The sequence below is a fragment of the Streptomyces sp. NPDC039423 genome (assembly GCF_055598725.1).
Window position 1 is genome coordinate 652,519 of the sequence record NZ_JBVKAH010000003.1, and the last position, 17,018, is coordinate 669,536.

The following is a 17,018-nucleotide window of genomic DNA, read 5'->3' on the forward strand; positions in this document are numbered from 1 at the left end:
CAGCAACTGCATGGCTTCGCCACCTCTTGCAAAAGAATGATTCGGTGCCATTTACGGAACCTGTCCCCTACTTTTCCTCACGCGGCGGCGGATTTTCACACCGCGGCGGAGAGTGCTTTCCGGACGGTCGAGCGACCCGGTCCGGTCGTGTGCCGGCGTCAGGACACGCCGGTCGCGACGTCGCTCAGCTGGAGCAGGCCGCTGCGCAGGGCGACGGCGACCGCCGAGGCCCTGTTCTGGCAGTTCAGCTTGCCCATGGCATTGGCGAGGTGGCGCTTGACCCCGTGCTCGGTGATGCCCATGCCGCGGGCGATCTGACGGTTGCTCAGCCCCTGGGCGACGCCCCACAGGGTCTCGGTCTCCCGCTCGGTGAGCCGGGGCCGCCGGGGCGTGCCCTCGGCGGCGGTGGAGGCGAGCTGCACCACCTGGCGCAGCGCCTCGGGCGAGACGGCCACCGTTCCGCGTCGCTGCCGGCTCAGCACTTCCCGCAGGCTGGAGCGCGGGAGGTCCTCCAGGCGGAGGACGACGTCGGCGAGGACCCACTGGGCCGTGTCGAGCTGGCCCTGCACGAGCGACCGCACGATGAGCACCACATGGGTGGACGGGGCGGACAGCAGCGGGCCGAGCAGCGAGAGGTCCCGCACTCCGGCGTCGGACGAGAGAAAGAGGCTGAGCGGCCCGCGGGCCCGGTCGAGCGGGATGTCGGCCGCGGACGCCGCCGACATCAGCCGGCCGGCCTGTCCGCCGTTTTCCACGAATTTCCGGACCAAGGCCCGGGACACCGGATCGGGATCAACTATCAGAACGTTACTACAGTCTTCTTCCGCACCTTGGCGTTCACCTTGCACGTTTCCTCCCCCTGGGTCGGCAAATTTCAGCCAAGAACCGCGCCCACTATTGACCATAGGAGCAGGGGAGTCAAGCTTCATTTTATGTAAAGTATTTGCCCAAATTTGCCATGGGGAACATTATGCGGTGTGGTGGCGCGCCCCGGCGGGAAATCCTCCCGCCGGAGCGCTCCGACCCGGCGCACGGGCGGCCGGTGGTCAGTGGGCGAACACCGGACCCGCCGAGGGGTCCGGGCGCCCCTGCGGGAGCAGGGCCAGGCTTGCCACGGCAACGACGGCGGAGATGACCGCGCAGGTGAGGAACGCGGCCCCGAAACCGTCGACCGACGGCACGCCCGCTCCCCCACCGCCCTCGAGGCTCGCCCCGGCGATGGCCGCCACGACCGCGATACCGAGGGCGGCGCCCAGTTCGTGACCGGTGTTGACCAGTCCCGAGCCGAGGCCCGCGTCGGCGTGCTCCACCCCGTGCATGGCGCTGGTGATGGCGCACACGAAGCCGGCGCCCAGGCCGAAGGCGAGCAGCAGGAAGCCGGGCAGGACCTCGGCCCAGGCGTTGCCCTCGCGGTCGAGCCCGGTCAGCAGGAGGGCGCCCGCGGCGGCGATGCCGAGCCCGCCCCCGGCGGTCACCCGCCAGCCGAGCCGGGCGACGGCCTGCCCGCCCAGGTGGGCGCCCATCGTGGTGACCACGGCGACCGGCAGGAACACCAGACCCGTCGTGAGCGCGGAGAAGCCGCGCACGTGCTGGAGGTAGAACGAGCACAGGAAGAACGCCGAGATCAGGACACCCGACGCGGCAAGCATCACCAGGCACCCGCCCAGCAGGGAGCGGCGCGCCAGGAAGGGCAGCCGCACCAGCGGCGCGGACACGGAGCGTTCGGCCACCACGAACAGGACGGCCCCCACCAGCGCCCCGACCAGGGGCAGCCAGGCGGACGTGTCACCGAACCCGTGGTCGCGGGCCTGGACCAGGCCGTAGATGAGCAGCGCGGGGGTGGCGGTCATGGTGAGCGCCCCGGGGACGTCCACCCCGGGCGCACCGCCCGGACCGTGGCCGTGGCCGTGCCCGTGCTCCTGTCCGGCCGGCTGCTCCTTGAGCATGGCCGGGACGGCGATCAGGACCAGGACGCCGATCGGGACGTTGATGTAGAAGACCCACTCCCAGCCCGGGCCGGAGGTGAGCACCCCGCCGAGCAGCACGCCCAAGGCGGCACCGGTGCCGCCGATCGCGGCCCACACCCCGAGCGCGCGATTGCGCTCCGGGCCATGGAAGACCGACATCACCAGGGCCATCGCCGCCGGGGACATGATCGCGGCAGCCACGCCCTGGGCGGCACGGGCGGTGATCAGTACCCCACCGCTCTCCGCGAGTCCGGACACCAGCGAGGCGGCGGTGAACAGGGCCAGACCGGCCAGGAACACGCGCCGCCGGCCGAGCAGGTCGCTGACCCGCCCGCCGAGCAGCAGCAGGCTGCCGAAGAACAGGGTGTACGCGGTCACGACCCAGGTCAGGGACCCGGCGCCGAGGGAGAGTTCGTCACCGATCGTGGGCAGTGCCACGTTCACCACGGTCACGTCGACGATGAGCATGAACTGGGCCATGCACAGCAGCGTCAGGATCAGCCAGCGGCGCGGGTCGGGCGGACCGGCGGGGCCGTCACCGTGGTGGCCGTGCCCGTGGCCATGCCCGGGTCCGTGGCCATGCCCGGGTCCGTGCCCATGGCCGGCGGCGTCCCCATGGCCGTGCGCACCGCCGGGGGAAGCGGTCGCGGGCTGGTGCCCCGCCCCGGCCGGATCCGCGTGGGTGTGACTCTCCGAGCTCACCCGAACTCCTTAACTTGAACAACACTGTCAAGGTTCACCATAGGGCACCCGGCCCGTAATTTGAACAGCGTTGTTCATGTTGTTGGACAGGAGCGGGGCCGGACCCTGGCCGCCAGTCGCGCCACCGTCGGGAGCTCGAAGACGTCCTTCGGTTCGAACTCCAGGCCCCGCTCCCGGCCCCGTGCCGCCACCCGCGACGCCAGCATCGAGTCCCCGCCCAGGTCGAAGAAGTCGTCGTCGGGCCGCACCGGCACCACGCCCAGCACCTCGGACCAGACCTCCGCCAGCACCGCCACCACGTCCGCCTCGCCGGCCGGCGACGGCGGCACCACCGGCGACGGCGATTCCGACCCCGACCCCGACCCCGACCCCGACTCCGACTCCGACTCCGACTCCGACTCCGACTCCGACTCCGACGACAGTGGCCCGGCCGGCCCCGCCGAGCCCGGCACCCGCGGCGGGTACGCCGGATCCGTCCAGTGCCGCGCCCGCCGGAAGGGGTAGCCCGGCAGCGTCACCGGCCGCTCGCCCCCGTGCCGCGCCGCCGACCAGTCGAGGTCGGCGCCCGCCTCCCAGAGCGCCCCCAGCGCCCGGGACAGCGCCTCGCCGTCGTCCAGCGCCTCCCGGGCGTGCCGCATGGCGCTCACCGCCCGGTGCCCCGGCCCCCACGCGTCGCCCCGGCGGGCGGCCGAGCCGAGGGACCGGCCCGGTCCCGCCTCCACCAGCACCCGCGCGGAGCCGCGCAGCAGGGTCCGTACGCACTCCGCCCACCGCACGGTGCCGCGCATCTGCGCCGCCCAGCGCGCCGGGTCGGTGGCCTCGGCGGCCGTCATCCACCCGCCGGTCACGTTGGACACCAGCGGCACGGCCGGCGCGGACAGCGGGACGGTGGCCACCACGTCGGCGAACCGTGCCGCCGCCTCGTCCATGGCCGTGGTGTGGAAGGCGTGCGCGGTGCGCAGCACGGTCACCTCCACGCCCCGTGCCTCCATCCGCCCGGCGAACTCCGCGGCCGCGGCGGGCGGCCCGGCCACCACGCACGCCTCCGGCTCGTTCACCGCGGCCACTTCCAGGCCGCTGCCGGGGAGGTCCTCGCGCACCCGGTCCTCCGTCAGCCGCACCTGGAGCATCGTCCCGGCGGGCGCGCGGCCCATCAGCCGGCCCCGGGCCGCCACCAGCCGGACGGCGTCGCCGAGTTCCATCACCCCGGCCAGGCAGGCCGCGGCGAACTCCCCGACGCTGTGCCCGCCGAGCGCCGAAGGGCGCACCCCGAACTCCGCGAGCGTGCCCGCCAGGGCGTACTCCACGGCGAAGAGGGCGGCCTGGGCGACGTCGGTGCGCAGCAGCGCGGCCCCGTCGTCCCCGCCCGCCCCGAACAGCGCCTCGCGGACGTCGGTGCCCGTCTCGGCCGCGAACAGAGCGGCGCACCGGTCGAGTTCGCGGCGGAAGGTGCCCCCGGCGGCGTACAGGCCCTTCCCCATGCCGGGGTACTGCGCGCCCTGGCCCGGCATGAGCAGCGCGATCCCGGGAGCGGTCGCGGGGGCCTCGGCGGGCGCGCGGTCCGACCGCAGCAGTTCGGCCGCCCGCCGCGGGTCCCGGGCGGTGACCGCCGTGCGATACGGGAAGGACGCGCGCCCCCGCTCCAGCGAGTGGGCCACGTCCCCGAGGTCGGTGCCGGGTTCCAGGGCGTCCGCCAGCCGCCGGCGCGCCTCCCGCAGGGCGTCGGCCGTGCGGGCGCTGACGAGCAGGACCGGCGCCGCGGCTCCGGGACCGGGGGTGCCCTCGCGGGGGGCCGCCGGCGGTGCCTCGGTAACCACGACATGGGCGTTGGTGCCGCCGACTCCCAGCGAGCTGACCCCGGCGGCCAGCGGTCCGCCGCCGGGCCACGCCCGGGTGCCCCCGACCACCTCGAAGGGGGTGCCGTCGAGGCGCAGTTCGCGGTTGGGCTCCTTGTAGTGGGCGGTCCCGGGCAGGGTCCGGTGCTCCAGCGCGAGCACCGTCTTGATCAGGCCCACCACCCCGGACGCGGCTTCCAGGTGCCCGACGTTCCCCTTGGCCGAGCCGATGAGGCAGGGCGCCGTACGGTCCCCCTCGGGGTCCAGGGCCTGCCTGAGGGCGGCCGTCTCCACCGGGTCGCCCAGGGCGGTGCCGGTGCCGTGCGCCTCGACGTAGCCGATGTCGTGGGGGTGGAGGCCCGCCACGGCCAGGGCCTCGGCGACGACGGCGGCCTGCATCGCGACGCTGGGGGCGGTGAAGCCCATCTTCAGGGAGCCGTCGTTGTTGACGGCGGTGCCGCGCAGCACGGCGCGGATCCGGTCGCCGTCGGCGAGCGCGTCGGACAGGCGCTTGAGCGCGACCACTCCCCCGCCGCTGCCGAAGACGGTGCCGTTGGCGCCCGCGTCGAACGGCCGGCAGAACCCGTCGGCGGACATCATCGACTGGGGCTCGTGGAGGTAGCCGACGCGGTGCGGCACCTTGACGGTCATGCCCCCGGCGAGGGCCAGGTCGCTCTCGCCGCACAGCAGGCTCTGGCAGGCGAGGTGCACCGCCACCAGGGAGCCGGAGCAGGCCGTCTGCACGGTCAGGGCCGGTCCGCGCAGGTCCAGGGCGTGGGCGACGCGGGTGGCGAAGAAGTTGGGGTCGGTCAGGGTGAGGGCGTGGATCAGCGCGGTCGACGTACCGGCACCGAGGAACTCGGCGGGGTCCCGGTGGGACAGCAGGTTGTACCCGAAGTACCCGCTGAACGACGGCGCGCCGAACACGCCGACCGCGGCGTCGTGGCGGGAGGGGACGTGCCCGGCGTCCTCCAGGGCGTGCCAGCAGCTCTGGAGGAACAGCCGCTGCTGCGGGTCCATGGCCGCCGCGGTCGCCGGCGGCAGGGAGAAGAAGTCGGCGTCGAACTCCTGGTGCCCGTCGAGGACGGCGGCCCGGCGGACGTAGCCGGGGTGCTCCAGCACCGGCGCGGGGACGCCCGCGGCCAGGAGTTCGTCGTCGTCGAGGTCGTCGAGGCAGTCGCGGCCGGCGCTGAGGTTGGCCCAGAACTCGGTGACGTCACGGGCCTTGGGGAACCGGCCGGCGAGTCCCACGACCGCCACCGCCTCCGCAGCGCCGTCCGGGTGCGGTGCGTCGGTCATGCGTTCCTCCCCTGGGCGCCGCGGCGGCGCGGTCGTGCGGTGCGGGTGCGGGCCCCGGCCCGGCGTGCCGCGTCGCGTACGGCGTCCGCCGCTCCCCGGTCCGGCCCCTCGCCGTCGGCCAGCGCCCGCGTCACCTGGTCCGCCAGGTCGGTGGCGCTGGCGCCCTGGAGCAGCCTGGCCACCGGGACGTCGACCGCGAAGTCGTCGTACAGGGCGCTCTTGATCCGTACGGCGGCCAGGGAGTCGAGGCCCAGGTGCACCAGCGGACGGTCGGCGACGCCCGCCGGGTCGGTGAAGCCGAGGACCCGGCCGACGCTGAGCAGGGTGCGGGAGCGCACGGCTTCGCTCCGCGCCTGGCTCGTCATGGCGGCGAGCGCCGCCCGGTCGAAGGTGTCGTCCGGCCCCTCGGCGCCGGTGAGCGCGGAGAAGAAGGACGAGTGCCGGGCCGCCGGGTGGGCGGCGAGGAAGTCGCCGGGCACCAGGCGGGCGACCCCGGCCTGCCCGGTCCCGCGCGCCAGCAGCGTCTCCAGGGCCGCGAACCCCTCCCGTACGGTGAGCATGCCGAGTCCGGGGACGGTGCGGTCGCGCACGGCCCCCACCTCGCCCCAGGGGCCCCAGTTGACGGTGAGAGCGGGGAGTCCCGCCGAGCGCCGCAGCGCCACCACCCCGTCGAGGAACGCGTTGGCGGCCGCGTACGCGCTCTGGCCCGGGGAGCCCGTCAGCGAGGCCAGCGAGGAGAAGCCGACCCACCAGTCGAGCGCGGCGTCCTTGGTGGCCTCGTGCAGCCGCCAGGCGCCCGCCGCCTTCGGTGCCCAGATCCGGTGGAGCCGTCCCGGGTCGGGGTCGGTCACCACCGCGTCCTCGATGACCGCGGCCGTGTGCACCACCCCGCGCGGCGCCGCCCCGGTGGCGGCCAGCACGCCGAGCATCCGTTCGGCGGTGCCGGGTTCGGCGATGTCGCCGGGCACCAGCTCGACGCGGGTGCCCATCGCCCGGATGCGCGCCAGTTCCTCGGCGGCGTCCGGGGCGGGTGCGCCGCGTCCGCCCAGCACGACGGCTCCCGCGCCGTTCTCGGCGAGCCAGCGCGCGGTGGCGAGGCCCAGGCCGCGGGTGCCGCCGGTGACGAGGTAGCCGCCGCCCGGGCGTACGACCACGCGTTCGCGGCCGGGCGCGGGGGCGGGGGGCGCCTCGGCGACGAGCGTGGCCGCGAGGCGGACCCCGTCCCGCCAGGCCACCTCGTCGGGGCCGTCGGTGGCCAGGATCTCGTCGGCCGGCAGAGCGCCGGACCCGTCGAGGTCGATGATGCGGGCGCGCAGTCCGGGGCGCTCCAGGCGCAGAGTCCGGACCACCCCGCGCAGCGCGGTCTGCGCGGGATCGGGTGCCTCGGCGTCCCGGGTGCGCTGTCCCCGGTCGGTCAGGACGGTCAGCGGCGGAGGCGGTGTCCCCGCCTCGTCGCAGGCGCGGAGTATCCCGGAGACGGCCCGGAGGACCGCGCGTACCCTCCGCTCGGCGCACTCCGCCACGTCCACGGGCTCGACCGGCCCCTCCCAGGCCGTCAGGACCACGCCCGCGGGCAGCGGGTGGACGTCCCAGGCGCCGTCCCAGGCGTCGTCCCGGTCGACGGTGCGGCAGGAGGCGCCCGCGGCGGTGAGGGCGTCCAGCAGCGCGGCACGCGCGGGGTCGCCGGGGCGGCCGCCCGCCACCAGCAGCCGCTGCCCGTCGGCCCGCCGGGGCGGGGGCGGCTCGACGGCGTCCCAGCGCAGCCCGTGCAGCAGGGGCGCGACGTCCACGGGCAGCGCCTCCTCACCGACGCGGCCGAGTCGTACGCCGGTCAGTTCGGCGACCGGGGCCCCGGACTCGTCGGTGATCCGTACGTCCGCCCACAGTTCCGCGCCGGGACCACCGGGAGCGGCGCCGAGGACGCCGGGTGCGCCGGGGCGCAGCCGGGCCCGGCAGAGCAAAGCCGTCGCCGGCCGGTGCCCCGAGAAGCGCAGTTCCGCCACACCGGTCGGCAGGTACGTCCCCTCCGTACCGGCGGGAACCAGGGCGCCCAGCCCGTGCAGGCAGGCGTCCAGGAGGGCGGGTTCGAGGTGGAAGCGGCCGTCCGGCGGCAGCGCGGCGGGGCGGGTCACCCGGCTGGTCGCGATGCCGTCCGCCACCCGCACCTCGGTGAGGGACGCGAACGCCGGCCCGTGTTCCTGCCCGAGCGCGCGCAGCGCGGCGTAGACGTCGGCCGGTTCGTACGCGGTGCCTTCCCGGCCGGTGGGCGGGAGGCCGTCGTCGGCCGGGACGCCGGCGGCGGCCAGGAGGCCGTGACCGGCCGCACCTTCGTGGTCGGCCGGGTGGCCGGCGGGGGCGGGGCTGGCGGTCACCCGGGCCGTGGCGAGGGTCGTACTGGTGCCGGCCGCGCCCGTGACGACGGTGACCGTGCCGCCGGTGCCGTCCGCGCCCTCCTCCAGCGTCGTGGTGAGGGTCACGCCCGCCGTCAGCGGCAGCAGCCGGGCGAGGACCAGCCCGGAGACCGCCACCGCGCCGGGTGCCGCGCCGAACGCCTCGCAGGCCGCGGCCAGGACGAGTTCCGCGTACGCCGTCCCGGGCAGGACCGCGGTGCCGTGGACGCGGTGGTCCGTGAGCCACGGCAGCCGGGCGGTGTCCACCCGGTTCTGCCAGACGTGCCGCACGGGTGTGCCGGGCAGCGTGACCCGGTGGCCGAGCAGCGGGTGGCCGGGGGCCTCGACGGGGGTGCGCCGGGGCCGGGGGAAGCTCTGGTGCTGCCAGGCGTACGTGGGCAGCGCGACCGGCCGGCCCTCGGGCACCGCCTCGCGCGGCAGGGTGACCCCGGCGCAGTGCAGGGCCGCCAGGGTGTCCGCCAGCGCGTCGCCGCAGTCCGCGCCCCGGGCGAGGGTGCCGAGCACCGTGCCGCGGCCGCGCCGTGTGCCGTCCGCCTCCAGGAGGGTCTCCAGGACCGACTGGGCGACGACGGGGTGCGGCGAGACCTCCAGGAACACGTGGCGTCCGTCCCGGACGGCGGCCTCCACCGCCTCGGTGAGCCGGACGGGGCGGCGCAGGCTGGCCGCCCAGTACGCGGCGTCGAGTGCCGGGCGTTCGCGCGGGTCGTCCAGGGTGCAGCCGTAGTACGGGACGTCCGGCCGGCCGGGGGTGATGCCGGCGAGCGCGGCACGGACCTCGTCGAGCAGCGGGTCGACCAGCGGGCTGTGCGCGCCGATGCGCACCCCGGGCACCAGCCGGGCCAGCAGCTCCTGTTCGCGGCACTCGGCGACGAACTCCGCCACGGCCTCGGGCACGCCCGCCACGACGCACGCGCGGGGCGAGGAGTGGACGGCGACGGACACCCCCGGCCGGCCGGCCAGGCGCCCGCGCACCTCGGTGGCGTTCAGTCCGACCAGCGCGGTGGCGCCGCTGCCGGCGAGCCGTTCCTCCATCAGCCGCGAGCGGCGGCACACGACGCGCGCCCCGTCCTCGGGCGAGAGGGCGCCCGCGACCACGGCGGCGGCCACTTCGCCCAGGGAGTGGCCGATGACGGCGCCGGCGTGGATCCCGCGGGCGCGCCACACGGCGGCCAGTCCGACCTGGACGGCGTGGACGGCGGGCTGCACACGGTCCATCCCGGAGGCGGCCAGGCCGTCCTCGGTGATGAGCGCGCGCAGGGACAGGCCGGTCTCCTGCCGGACGACGGGCTCCAGCGTGTCGATGACCGCCGCGAACGCCGGTTCCTCGGCGAGCAGCCGGGTCCCCATGCCGTCCCACTGCGATCCGTGCCCGGAGAAGACGAAGACCGGCCGGGTGCCCCTGGTGTCCGGCACGCTGCCGCGCACGGCGAGCGGGCCCGGCTCACCGCCCTCGGCGACGGTGGCGAGCAGCCGGGTCAGCGTGTCGCGGTCGGCGGCGCGCACCACGAGGCGCTCGGTGAGGTGGGCGCGGCGGCGGGCGAGGGTGTGCGCCACGTCGGCCGGCGGGGTGCCGGCGCCTTCCTCGGTGAGCCAGCGGGCCAGCCGGCCGGCGTTCTCACGCAGGGCCGCGGGTGTGCGGGCGGAGAGCGCGAAGGGCATTTCTCCGTGCTTCATGTGCGGTCGTCCACTCTCGGTCGGTGTGGGTCACGGGTGCGTGGGCGGGGCTTCGACGAGCACGGCGTGGGCGTTGGTGCCGCCGAACCCGATGGAGCTGACCCCGGCGGTGCGGGGCCGGTGCCCGCGCGGCCAGGCGAGGGGCCGGTCGGCCACGGCGAGCCCCAGCTCCGCGAAGGGGATGCGAGGGTTGGGGCCGGTGTGGTGGAGGGTCGCCGGGATGCGGCCGTGGTGCAGGGCCAGGGCGCACTTGACCAGGCCGGCCAGGCCGGCCGCGCCCTCCAGGTGGCCCAGGTTGGACTTGACCGACCCGATGCGCAGCGGGGAACCGGGGCGGCGCCGGCGGCCCAGGGCGGCGCCGAGGGCGGAGGCCTCGATGGGGTCGCCCAGGGGGGTGCCGGTGCCGTGGGCCTCCAGGTAGCCCGCTTCGGCGGGGTCGAGTCCCGAGGCGTCCCAGACCTCGCGGACCAGGGCTTCCTGGGCCGCCGGGTTGGGTGCCATCAGGCCGTTGGAGCGGCCGTCCTGGTTGGTGCCGGTGGCGCGTACCAGGGCGAGGATCCGGTCGCCGTCGCGCCGCGCGTCGGCGAGCCGGCGCAGGACCACGACCAGACAGCCCTCGCTGCGGACGTAGCCGTTGGCGGCGGCCGCGAAGGGTTTGCACCGGCCGTCGGGGGACAGCACCCCGCTCTCGCCGAAGTTGAGGGTCACGCCGGGCGAGAGCAGCAGGTTCACCCCGCCGACCAGCGCGGTGTCGCACTCCCCCGCCACGAGCCCCCGGCGGGCCAGGTGCAGCGCGACCAGGGAGGAGGAACAGGCGGTGTCCACGGTCATGCTGGGACCGCGCAGGTCGAGGGCGTACGACAGGCGGTTGGCGAGGATGCTCATGGCCGCGCCGGTGCCGGTGCGCGGACCGATCGACGGCAGGTCCTCCAGGGCGGCGCGGCCGTGGTCGTCGGCGCAGGCACCCACGTACACGCCCGTCCGCGTGGTGGCGAGGCGGTCGGCCGGCAGCCCGGCGTGCTCCAGCGCCTCCCAGGCGACCTCCAGCAGGATCCGCTGCTGGGGGTCCATCTCGGCGGCCTCGGCCGGGGAGATGCCGAAGAAGTCGGCGTCGAACCCGTCGATGTCGTCGAGGAAGCCGCCGTGCCGGCAGGCCCGGTCGACGGCGGCGGCGTGGGCCGGGGAGGTGTGCCGGTGGGCGTCCCAGCGGTCGTCGGGGACGGTGCCCACGGCGTCGCCGCCGGAGAGCAACAGGTCCCAGAACGCGTCCGGCGAATGCGTTCCGCCGGGCAGCCGGCAGCCGATGCCCACGACGGCGATGTCGTCGGGCGCGGTGGCGCCGGCGGCCACCGGGACCGCCCCTCCGGTCACCGGTACGGCGCCGCCGCCCGCCGGGGCCGTACCGCCGGCCGCCGCGTCCGCCGGCCCCACGGGCCGCACCGGCCCGGGCGGGCCCGACGGCCCGGCCGGCTCCGGCGGCCGTGTCGGCTCCGACGCCCCCGTCGGCTCCGGCGATCCGGCGGTGAGGTGGGCGGTGAGCTGCCGGATGGTGGGGTGCTCCCACAGGGTGGTGGGGGCGAGCGGCCGGTCGAGGAGCTCCTCCAGTTCGCCCGAGAGCGCGACGGCGTCCCGGGAGGTGAAGCCGTACGCCTGGAAGGGCAGGTCCGGGTCCACCCGGTCCTCGGGGATCCCGGCGCGGGCGGCGGCGCGGCGGACGAGCAGGGCGTGCAGTTCCCCGGTCACACCGCCCCCACCGGATCGGTGCGGACGACGGCGAGTTCCCCGGCGAGGTGGAGGTCGCGACAGGCGGCACGCCGGATCTTGCCGCTGGTGGTCTTGGGCATGGCTCCGCGCCGGATGAGGACGACGTCGTGCACGTCGAGCGAGTGCCGGGTGAGGACCGAGGTGCGGATCGCGGTGCGGACGGCCTCCAGTCGCGGCGCCTCGTAGCGGCGGTCGAGTTCGGCGACGACGACGGCGCGTTCGCCCGCCCCGTCGAGCAGTCCCACGGGGAAGGCCGCGACATGGCCGTGCCGGACGGCGGGGTCGGCCTCCTGCACGGTCAGTTCGAGGTCGGCGGCGTAGTGGTTGCGGCCGTCGACGACGATGAGGTCCTTGAGCCGGCCGGTGAGGTACAGCTCGCCGTCCCGGAGGAAGCCCAGGTCGCCGGTGCGCAGCCAGGTCCCGTCCTCCGCCGGGCCGGCCGGGCGGGCGCCGAAGACCTCGGCGGTGCGCTCGGGGCGGTTCCAGTAGCCGGCGCACACGTTCGCGCCGCGCACCCACACCTCGCCGGTGCGGTCCGCGGACACGTCGCGGGCGGTGTGCGGGTCGACGACGCGGACCTCCTGTCCGGCCGGGGTGCCGCAGCTCACCACCCGGTAGCCGTCCGCGGACCCGTCGGGCAGCGGCCGTACCCGGTCGCCGGCGAGCTCCGCGCGGTCCAGGGTGAGGACGCGCGGGGCCCCGGGCCCGGTGAGGGTGACGGCGAGCGTCGCCTCGGCCAGGCCGTAGCCGGGGCGGTGCGCCCGGTGGCGGAAGCCGTAGGGGGCGAACTCGGCGGTGAAGCGGTCGAGGGTGGCGGCGCGGACCGGTTCCGAGCCGTTGACGAGCACGCGCAGCGACGACAGGTCGAGGCCGTCGCGGGCGCGCTCGGGGACGCGGTCGGCGCACAGGTCGAGACCGAAGTTGGGCGACACGGAATGGGTGACGCGGTGTTCGCCGATCGTCCGGAGCCAGCGCACCGGCTGCTGGATGAAGGAGAAGGGTGCCATCAGGACGGCGGGCGTGCCGGTGACGAGGGGCAGGGCGATCATCATCAGCAGGCCCATGTCGTGGAAGAAGGGCAGCCATCCGGCGATGCGCGCGTCCGGGCCCACGTCGAGCGCCTCGCGCAGTTGGTCCGCGCCCACCGCGAGGTTGCGGTGGGTGACTTCGACGCCCGCCGGGGATCTGGTGGAGCCGGAGGTGTACTGGAGGTAGGCGATGTCGTCGGGGCGTTCCGCGACGGGCAGCACGACCCGGCGGCCCAGCGACGGGTCGACCGCGTCGACGCATACGACGGCGGGTTCGCCCAGTTCCGGTGCGTCGGCGAGGAGTTGGCGTACCGGACGTTCGAAGGGGGTGGTGGTGAGGATGACGCCCGGCGAGCAGTCGGCCATGGCCAGGCGGAGCCGTTCGTCGGTGCGGAACGCCTCCGGGGCGTACAGCGGCACGGCGAGGACGCCGGTGTAGAGGCAGCCGACCAGCGCGGCCACGTAGTCGGCGGTGTGCGGGCAGAGGATCGCCACCCGGTCGCCGGGGACCGTGACGCGGCTGAGCTCGGCGGCCACGGCCTGGGCCTTGCCGTGCAGATGGCCGTAGGTGAGGTCGCGCGGGGTTCCGGCGCGGTCGGCCGTGTAGTCGACGAAGGTCATGGCCGTACGGCCCGGGTGCCGGCGTGCGGCGTCCCGGACCGCGGCGGCGAGCCCGGGGGTGCCGGGCAGGGGGGTGACGGTCACGGTGCTTCCGATCGGTCGCGGGTGGTCGGCCGGGGCAGGGGCACGGCGGTGGCGCGCACGTACGGGGTGTTGGTGGGGTAGCGGGGCCAGGGGCGTACGACCTCGTGGACCCGCACCTGGTAGCCGGCGTCCCGGAGGGCGGTGAGCAGGCGCCGGTTGGCGTTGCACCCGCCGGCCGCCCGCCGCCACAGCGGCGCCAGGACGTCCTGGAGCAGACCGACGACGCCGGGCGACCTGACGTGTTCGAAGAACACCAGTTGTCCGTTCGGCTTGAGCACGCGCCGGATCTCGTCGAGGGCGGCCGGCAGGTCGACGACGGTGCACAGGACGAGGGTGCACACGGCCGTGTCGAAGGTGTCGTCGGGCAACGGGAGCCGCTCCGCCCAGGCGTCCACCACCTCGACCTCGCACGGCGCCTCCCCGGCGCGCCGGGCGAGCTTCTTGCGCATCTCGCTCGCCGGCTCGACGGCGACCAGCGAGTCGGCCTTGGCGTAGTAGGGCAGGTTGGCGCCGGAGCCGGCGCCGATCTCCACGACGCGGCCGGTGAGTTCGCCGAACATGAGGGTGCGCAGGGGGCGTCCCCACTTCTCCTCCGCCCGCTGGGTCATGCGGTCGTAGTAGCGGGCGAAGAACCTGCCGCTGCGGCTCTCCAGTTGCGGGTTGTTGTCCACGGTCGTCGTCAAGGCAGGCTTCTCCTGTGGTTCGGTGCGTGGTCCGGTCCGCGGCCGGGCGCGCGATCCGGTGCGTTGTCCGGTGCGTTGCCCGGTGCCGGGGCCGGTGCGGGCTTCCGTGCGGTGGGGGTGCCGAGGGGTACGGCGGTGGGATAGCGGCCGTCGAGGCAGGCGGTGCAGAGGTCGCCGGCGTCCTTGCCGACGGCGCCGAGGAGCGCGTCCAGCGGGAGGAACCCCGCCGTGTCGCAGCCCAGTCCCCGGGCGAGCGGCTCGTCGGTCCGGCCGGCGGCGTACAGCGGGCCGCCGTGGGCGGTGTCGATGCCGTAGAAGCAGGGCCAGCGGTGGGGCGGGGAGGCGACGCGGAGGTGGACGTCGCGTGCGCCGGCGTCCCGCAGCAGGGCGGTGACCGCCGCCATCGTGGTGCCGCGCACCAGCGAGTCGTCCACCAGCAGGACCGACCGGCCCGCCACCGCCTCGGGTACGGCGGTGAGTTTGGCGCGCACGGCGGCCGCGCGTTCGCCCGGTGTGCCGGCGATGAAGGACCGGCCCGCCCCGTCGTGGCGCAGCAGCCCCTGGACGGTGGGCAGTCCGGCGCGCCAGGCGTAGCCGTCGGCCGCGACGCGGGCGGTCTCCGGGACGGCGACGACGACGGGGTCCACCGTGCCGGGCGGCGGCGGGGCGTGGTCGGCGAGGGCCGTTCCGGCCGCGTACCGGGTGCGGTAGACGCTCCGGGCGCCCACGAGCGAGTCGGGCCGGGCGAAGTACACGTACTCGAACAGGCAGCTCGCGCGGCGCGCCCCGGGTGCCGTCAGCCGGCTGCTGCGGATCCCGGCGGGGCCGGCCTCCAGGACCTCGCCGGGTTCCAGCTCCCGCACCAGCCGGGCGCCGACGGCGTCGAGTGCCGCCGTCTCGGAGGCGAGGAGCCAGGCGTCGCCGAGCCGCCCCAGGCACAGGGGGCGGAAGGCGTGCGGGTCGCGGACGCCGTACATGCGCTCGCCGTCGGTGAGGACGAGGGCGTACGCGCCGGTGACCGCCGGCAGCAGGTCGTGCAGCGCGGTGGGCACGTCGGCGCCGTGCCGCTCCCGCACGGTGTGCAGCAGCCGGGTGAGGACGGCGGTGTCGGAGTCCGCCGGGTCCGGCTCCACGCCGTGGGCGGCGGCCAGGGAGGCGATGTCGACGAGGGTGCCGTTGTGCGCCACGGCCAGGGCGGGACGTCCGGGCGGCCCGGCCGTGACGGGCTGGGCGAGGGCGTCGGGCGACGCGGGCCGGCCGGCTGTGCCCCGTTCGCCGCCCGAGGTGGCGTAGCGGACGTGGCCCACGGCGCCGGGTCCCGGGGGCAGGCCGGCGGGCGTGGGGAACACGTCCGCGACCCGGCCGGCGCCGGCCCGGCGGGTCATCCGGCCGTCCCGGCACGCGACGATGCCGGCGCTCTGCCGTCCCCGGTGCTGGAGCGCGGTCAGCATGGCGCGCACCAGCGGCGCGGCGTCCCCGGACGTGCCCCAGACCCCGGCGACGCCGCACGCCTCGCGGGGCTTGGCCGCCTCGTCGCTGGTCCCGCTCAAGCGCCGTCCTCCTCCTTCAGCCAGCGCTCGAACGCCGGGACGTCGGGCAGGATGACGTCGGAGCAGGCCAGCACGGCCAGGTTCTGCCGCATCTCCGTGATGGCGACGACGGTGGTGCCGGCGCGGTGGGCGCTGAGCATCTCGGCGGCGGTGCCCATGCTGGGTTCGTGGTCCGGCAGCCAGGCGACGCATACGTCGCTCGCGGCCGCGACGCGGGTCAGCCGGTGGAAGGTGTCGATGAGCGCCGTGACGGCGGGGTCGTGGGCGCTACGGCGCACCTCGGGTGCGTCGGCCAGGGCGGCGTGGCCCCGTCTGACGGCCTCCTCCCGGTCACCGATCCAGTCGCGCATCAGCGCGTGCGGGTCGTGCACCACGGCGTCGGGGTGGCGTTCGAGGATGCTGCGGCGGAGCCGGTCACGGTAGCCCTGGTCGGCGAGGTGGGCTCCGGGGCGGGCGCCCTGCATGAGGCCGGCCAGGAAGTAGCTGCGGGGGCGGGGGGTGGTCACGCGTCCTCCAGGGAGTAGGCGGGGACGGTGAGGGCGGCGGGGGCGGCCTTGTCGTACAGGGCGGCGGCTTCGAGGAGGTGGTCGACCACCTCGTCGGTGCCGGCGCGCACGGCCTCGGCGACGCGCTCCAGTTCGCGGGCGAAGGCGGCGGTCCCCCAGGTGCTCACGGCGCCCTGGTTGTCGCGGCCGATGAGGGCGCGGGGGTCGGCGAGGGCGCCGCGGGGGCGGCCGGAGAAGGGCAGGGCGATCTCCGTCAGTCCGTCGTCGCCGGGGTGGACGGCCCGCAGCGACAGGTTGTTCTGTTCGGGGTGCAGCAGCAGTTCCCGTACGAGCGGTGCGGGGACGGGCAGTTCACGGACGGTGTCCCCGGGGCGCATGGTGTAGGCGCGGTGGGTGACGGTGTCGTCGAGGCGGGGGCTGTAGCGGAGGTAGCGCAGCCGCAGCACGCCGTCGCCGGGGTTCCACGCGGCGCGCAGGGAGGACGGCGCGGGCGAGCCGTCCGGGCGGCGGCGCAGCGGGTAGGCCTCCGCCTCGGCGCGGACGGTGCCGTCGACCGCGTCCGCGCGGGAGAGGCGGAGGGGTGCCCGGTGCATCAGGTAGGGGTCGAGGACGGTGAGCGTGTCGCCGTCGCCGTACAGCGCGCAGACGTGGCGGCCGCCGACCCGGTACTCGGCCACGGCCCCGGTGCGCCGGGCGACCCGCTCGCCGGCGGTGAAGGTCTGCCACGCGCAGGCCGTGCCGAACCGCTCGGGTGAGCTCCCCGTCCCGTAGTGCAGGTGGTACTGGGCGGCGCTGTTGTACGGGACCTGGGTGAGGACCTGGGTGTGGACGTCCTGGAGCACCCGGGTGTCCGGGCGGGTGGGGGCGGGAGCCGCCATGGAGGAGTCTCCTAGC

Annotated in this window: 10 protein-coding genes; all 10 read right to left on the reverse strand. The window is 76.1% G+C overall.

Annotated features, from left to right (window positions below):
• Positions 1-158: 158 nt before the first annotated feature.
• Positions 159-755 carry a helix-turn-helix transcriptional regulator gene (locus ACZ7LK_RS13590; RefSeq protein WP_392272713.1) on the reverse strand — a complete coding sequence of 199 codons (597 nt, stop codon included), beginning with the start codon at positions 753-755 and terminating at the stop codon, positions 159-161.
• Positions 756-1,046: 291 nt separating this feature from the next.
• The gene (locus ACZ7LK_RS13595) at positions 1,047-2,669 is read right to left on the reverse strand and encodes an MFS transporter (RefSeq protein ID WP_392272712.1); all 1,623 of its coding nucleotides are present in this window, start codon (positions 2,667-2,669) and stop codon (positions 1,047-1,049) included.
• Positions 2,670-2,743: 74 nt separating this feature from the next.
• The gene (locus tag ACZ7LK_RS13600) at positions 2,744-5,803 is read right to left on the reverse strand and encodes a type I polyketide synthase (RefSeq protein WP_471140443.1); all 3,060 of its coding nucleotides are present in this window, start codon (positions 5,801-5,803) and stop codon (positions 2,744-2,746) included.
• The gene (locus ACZ7LK_RS13605) at positions 5,800-9,888 is read right to left on the reverse strand and encodes an SDR family NAD(P)-dependent oxidoreductase (protein ID WP_471140446.1); all 4,089 of its coding nucleotides are present in this window, start codon (positions 9,886-9,888) and stop codon (positions 5,800-5,802) included. The genes ACZ7LK_RS13600 and ACZ7LK_RS13605 overlap by 4 nt, the downstream gene beginning before the upstream one ends.
• A 30-nt stretch (positions 9,889-9,918) precedes the next feature.
• Positions 9,919-11,631 (reverse strand): type I polyketide synthase, encoded by a 1,713-nt coding sequence (locus tag ACZ7LK_RS13610; RefSeq protein WP_471140449.1) that lies wholly within the window; start codon positions 11,629-11,631, stop codon positions 9,919-9,921.
• Positions 11,628-13,385 (reverse strand): fatty acyl-AMP ligase, encoded by a 1,758-nt coding sequence (locus ACZ7LK_RS13615; RefSeq protein WP_471140451.1) that lies wholly within the window; start codon positions 13,383-13,385, stop codon positions 11,628-11,630. The genes ACZ7LK_RS13610 and ACZ7LK_RS13615 overlap by 4 nt, the downstream gene beginning before the upstream one ends.
• Positions 13,382-14,068, reverse strand: coding sequence for a class I SAM-dependent methyltransferase (locus ACZ7LK_RS13620; RefSeq protein ID WP_392272707.1), 687 nt, complete (start codon positions 14,066-14,068; stop codon positions 13,382-13,384). The genes ACZ7LK_RS13615 and ACZ7LK_RS13620 overlap by 4 nt, the downstream gene beginning before the upstream one ends.
• Positions 14,065-15,618, reverse strand: coding sequence for an amidophosphoribosyltransferase (purF, locus tag ACZ7LK_RS13625; RefSeq protein WP_471140454.1), 1,554 nt, complete (start codon positions 15,616-15,618; stop codon positions 14,065-14,067). Before purF ends, ACZ7LK_RS13620 begins: the two co-directional genes overlap by 4 nt.
• Positions 15,615-16,124: a hypothetical protein gene (locus ACZ7LK_RS13630; RefSeq protein ID WP_392272705.1), complete on the reverse strand. Its 510-nt coding sequence runs from the start codon at positions 16,122-16,124 to the stop codon at positions 15,615-15,617. The genes purF and ACZ7LK_RS13630 overlap by 4 nt, the downstream gene beginning before the upstream one ends.
• Positions 16,121-17,002 carry a hypothetical protein gene (locus ACZ7LK_RS13635; protein ID WP_471140457.1) on the reverse strand — a complete coding sequence of 294 codons (882 nt, stop codon included), beginning with the start codon at positions 17,000-17,002 and terminating at the stop codon, positions 16,121-16,123. Before ACZ7LK_RS13635 ends, ACZ7LK_RS13630 begins: the two co-directional genes overlap by 4 nt.
• Between the last annotated feature and the right edge of the window lie 16 nt (positions 17,003-17,018).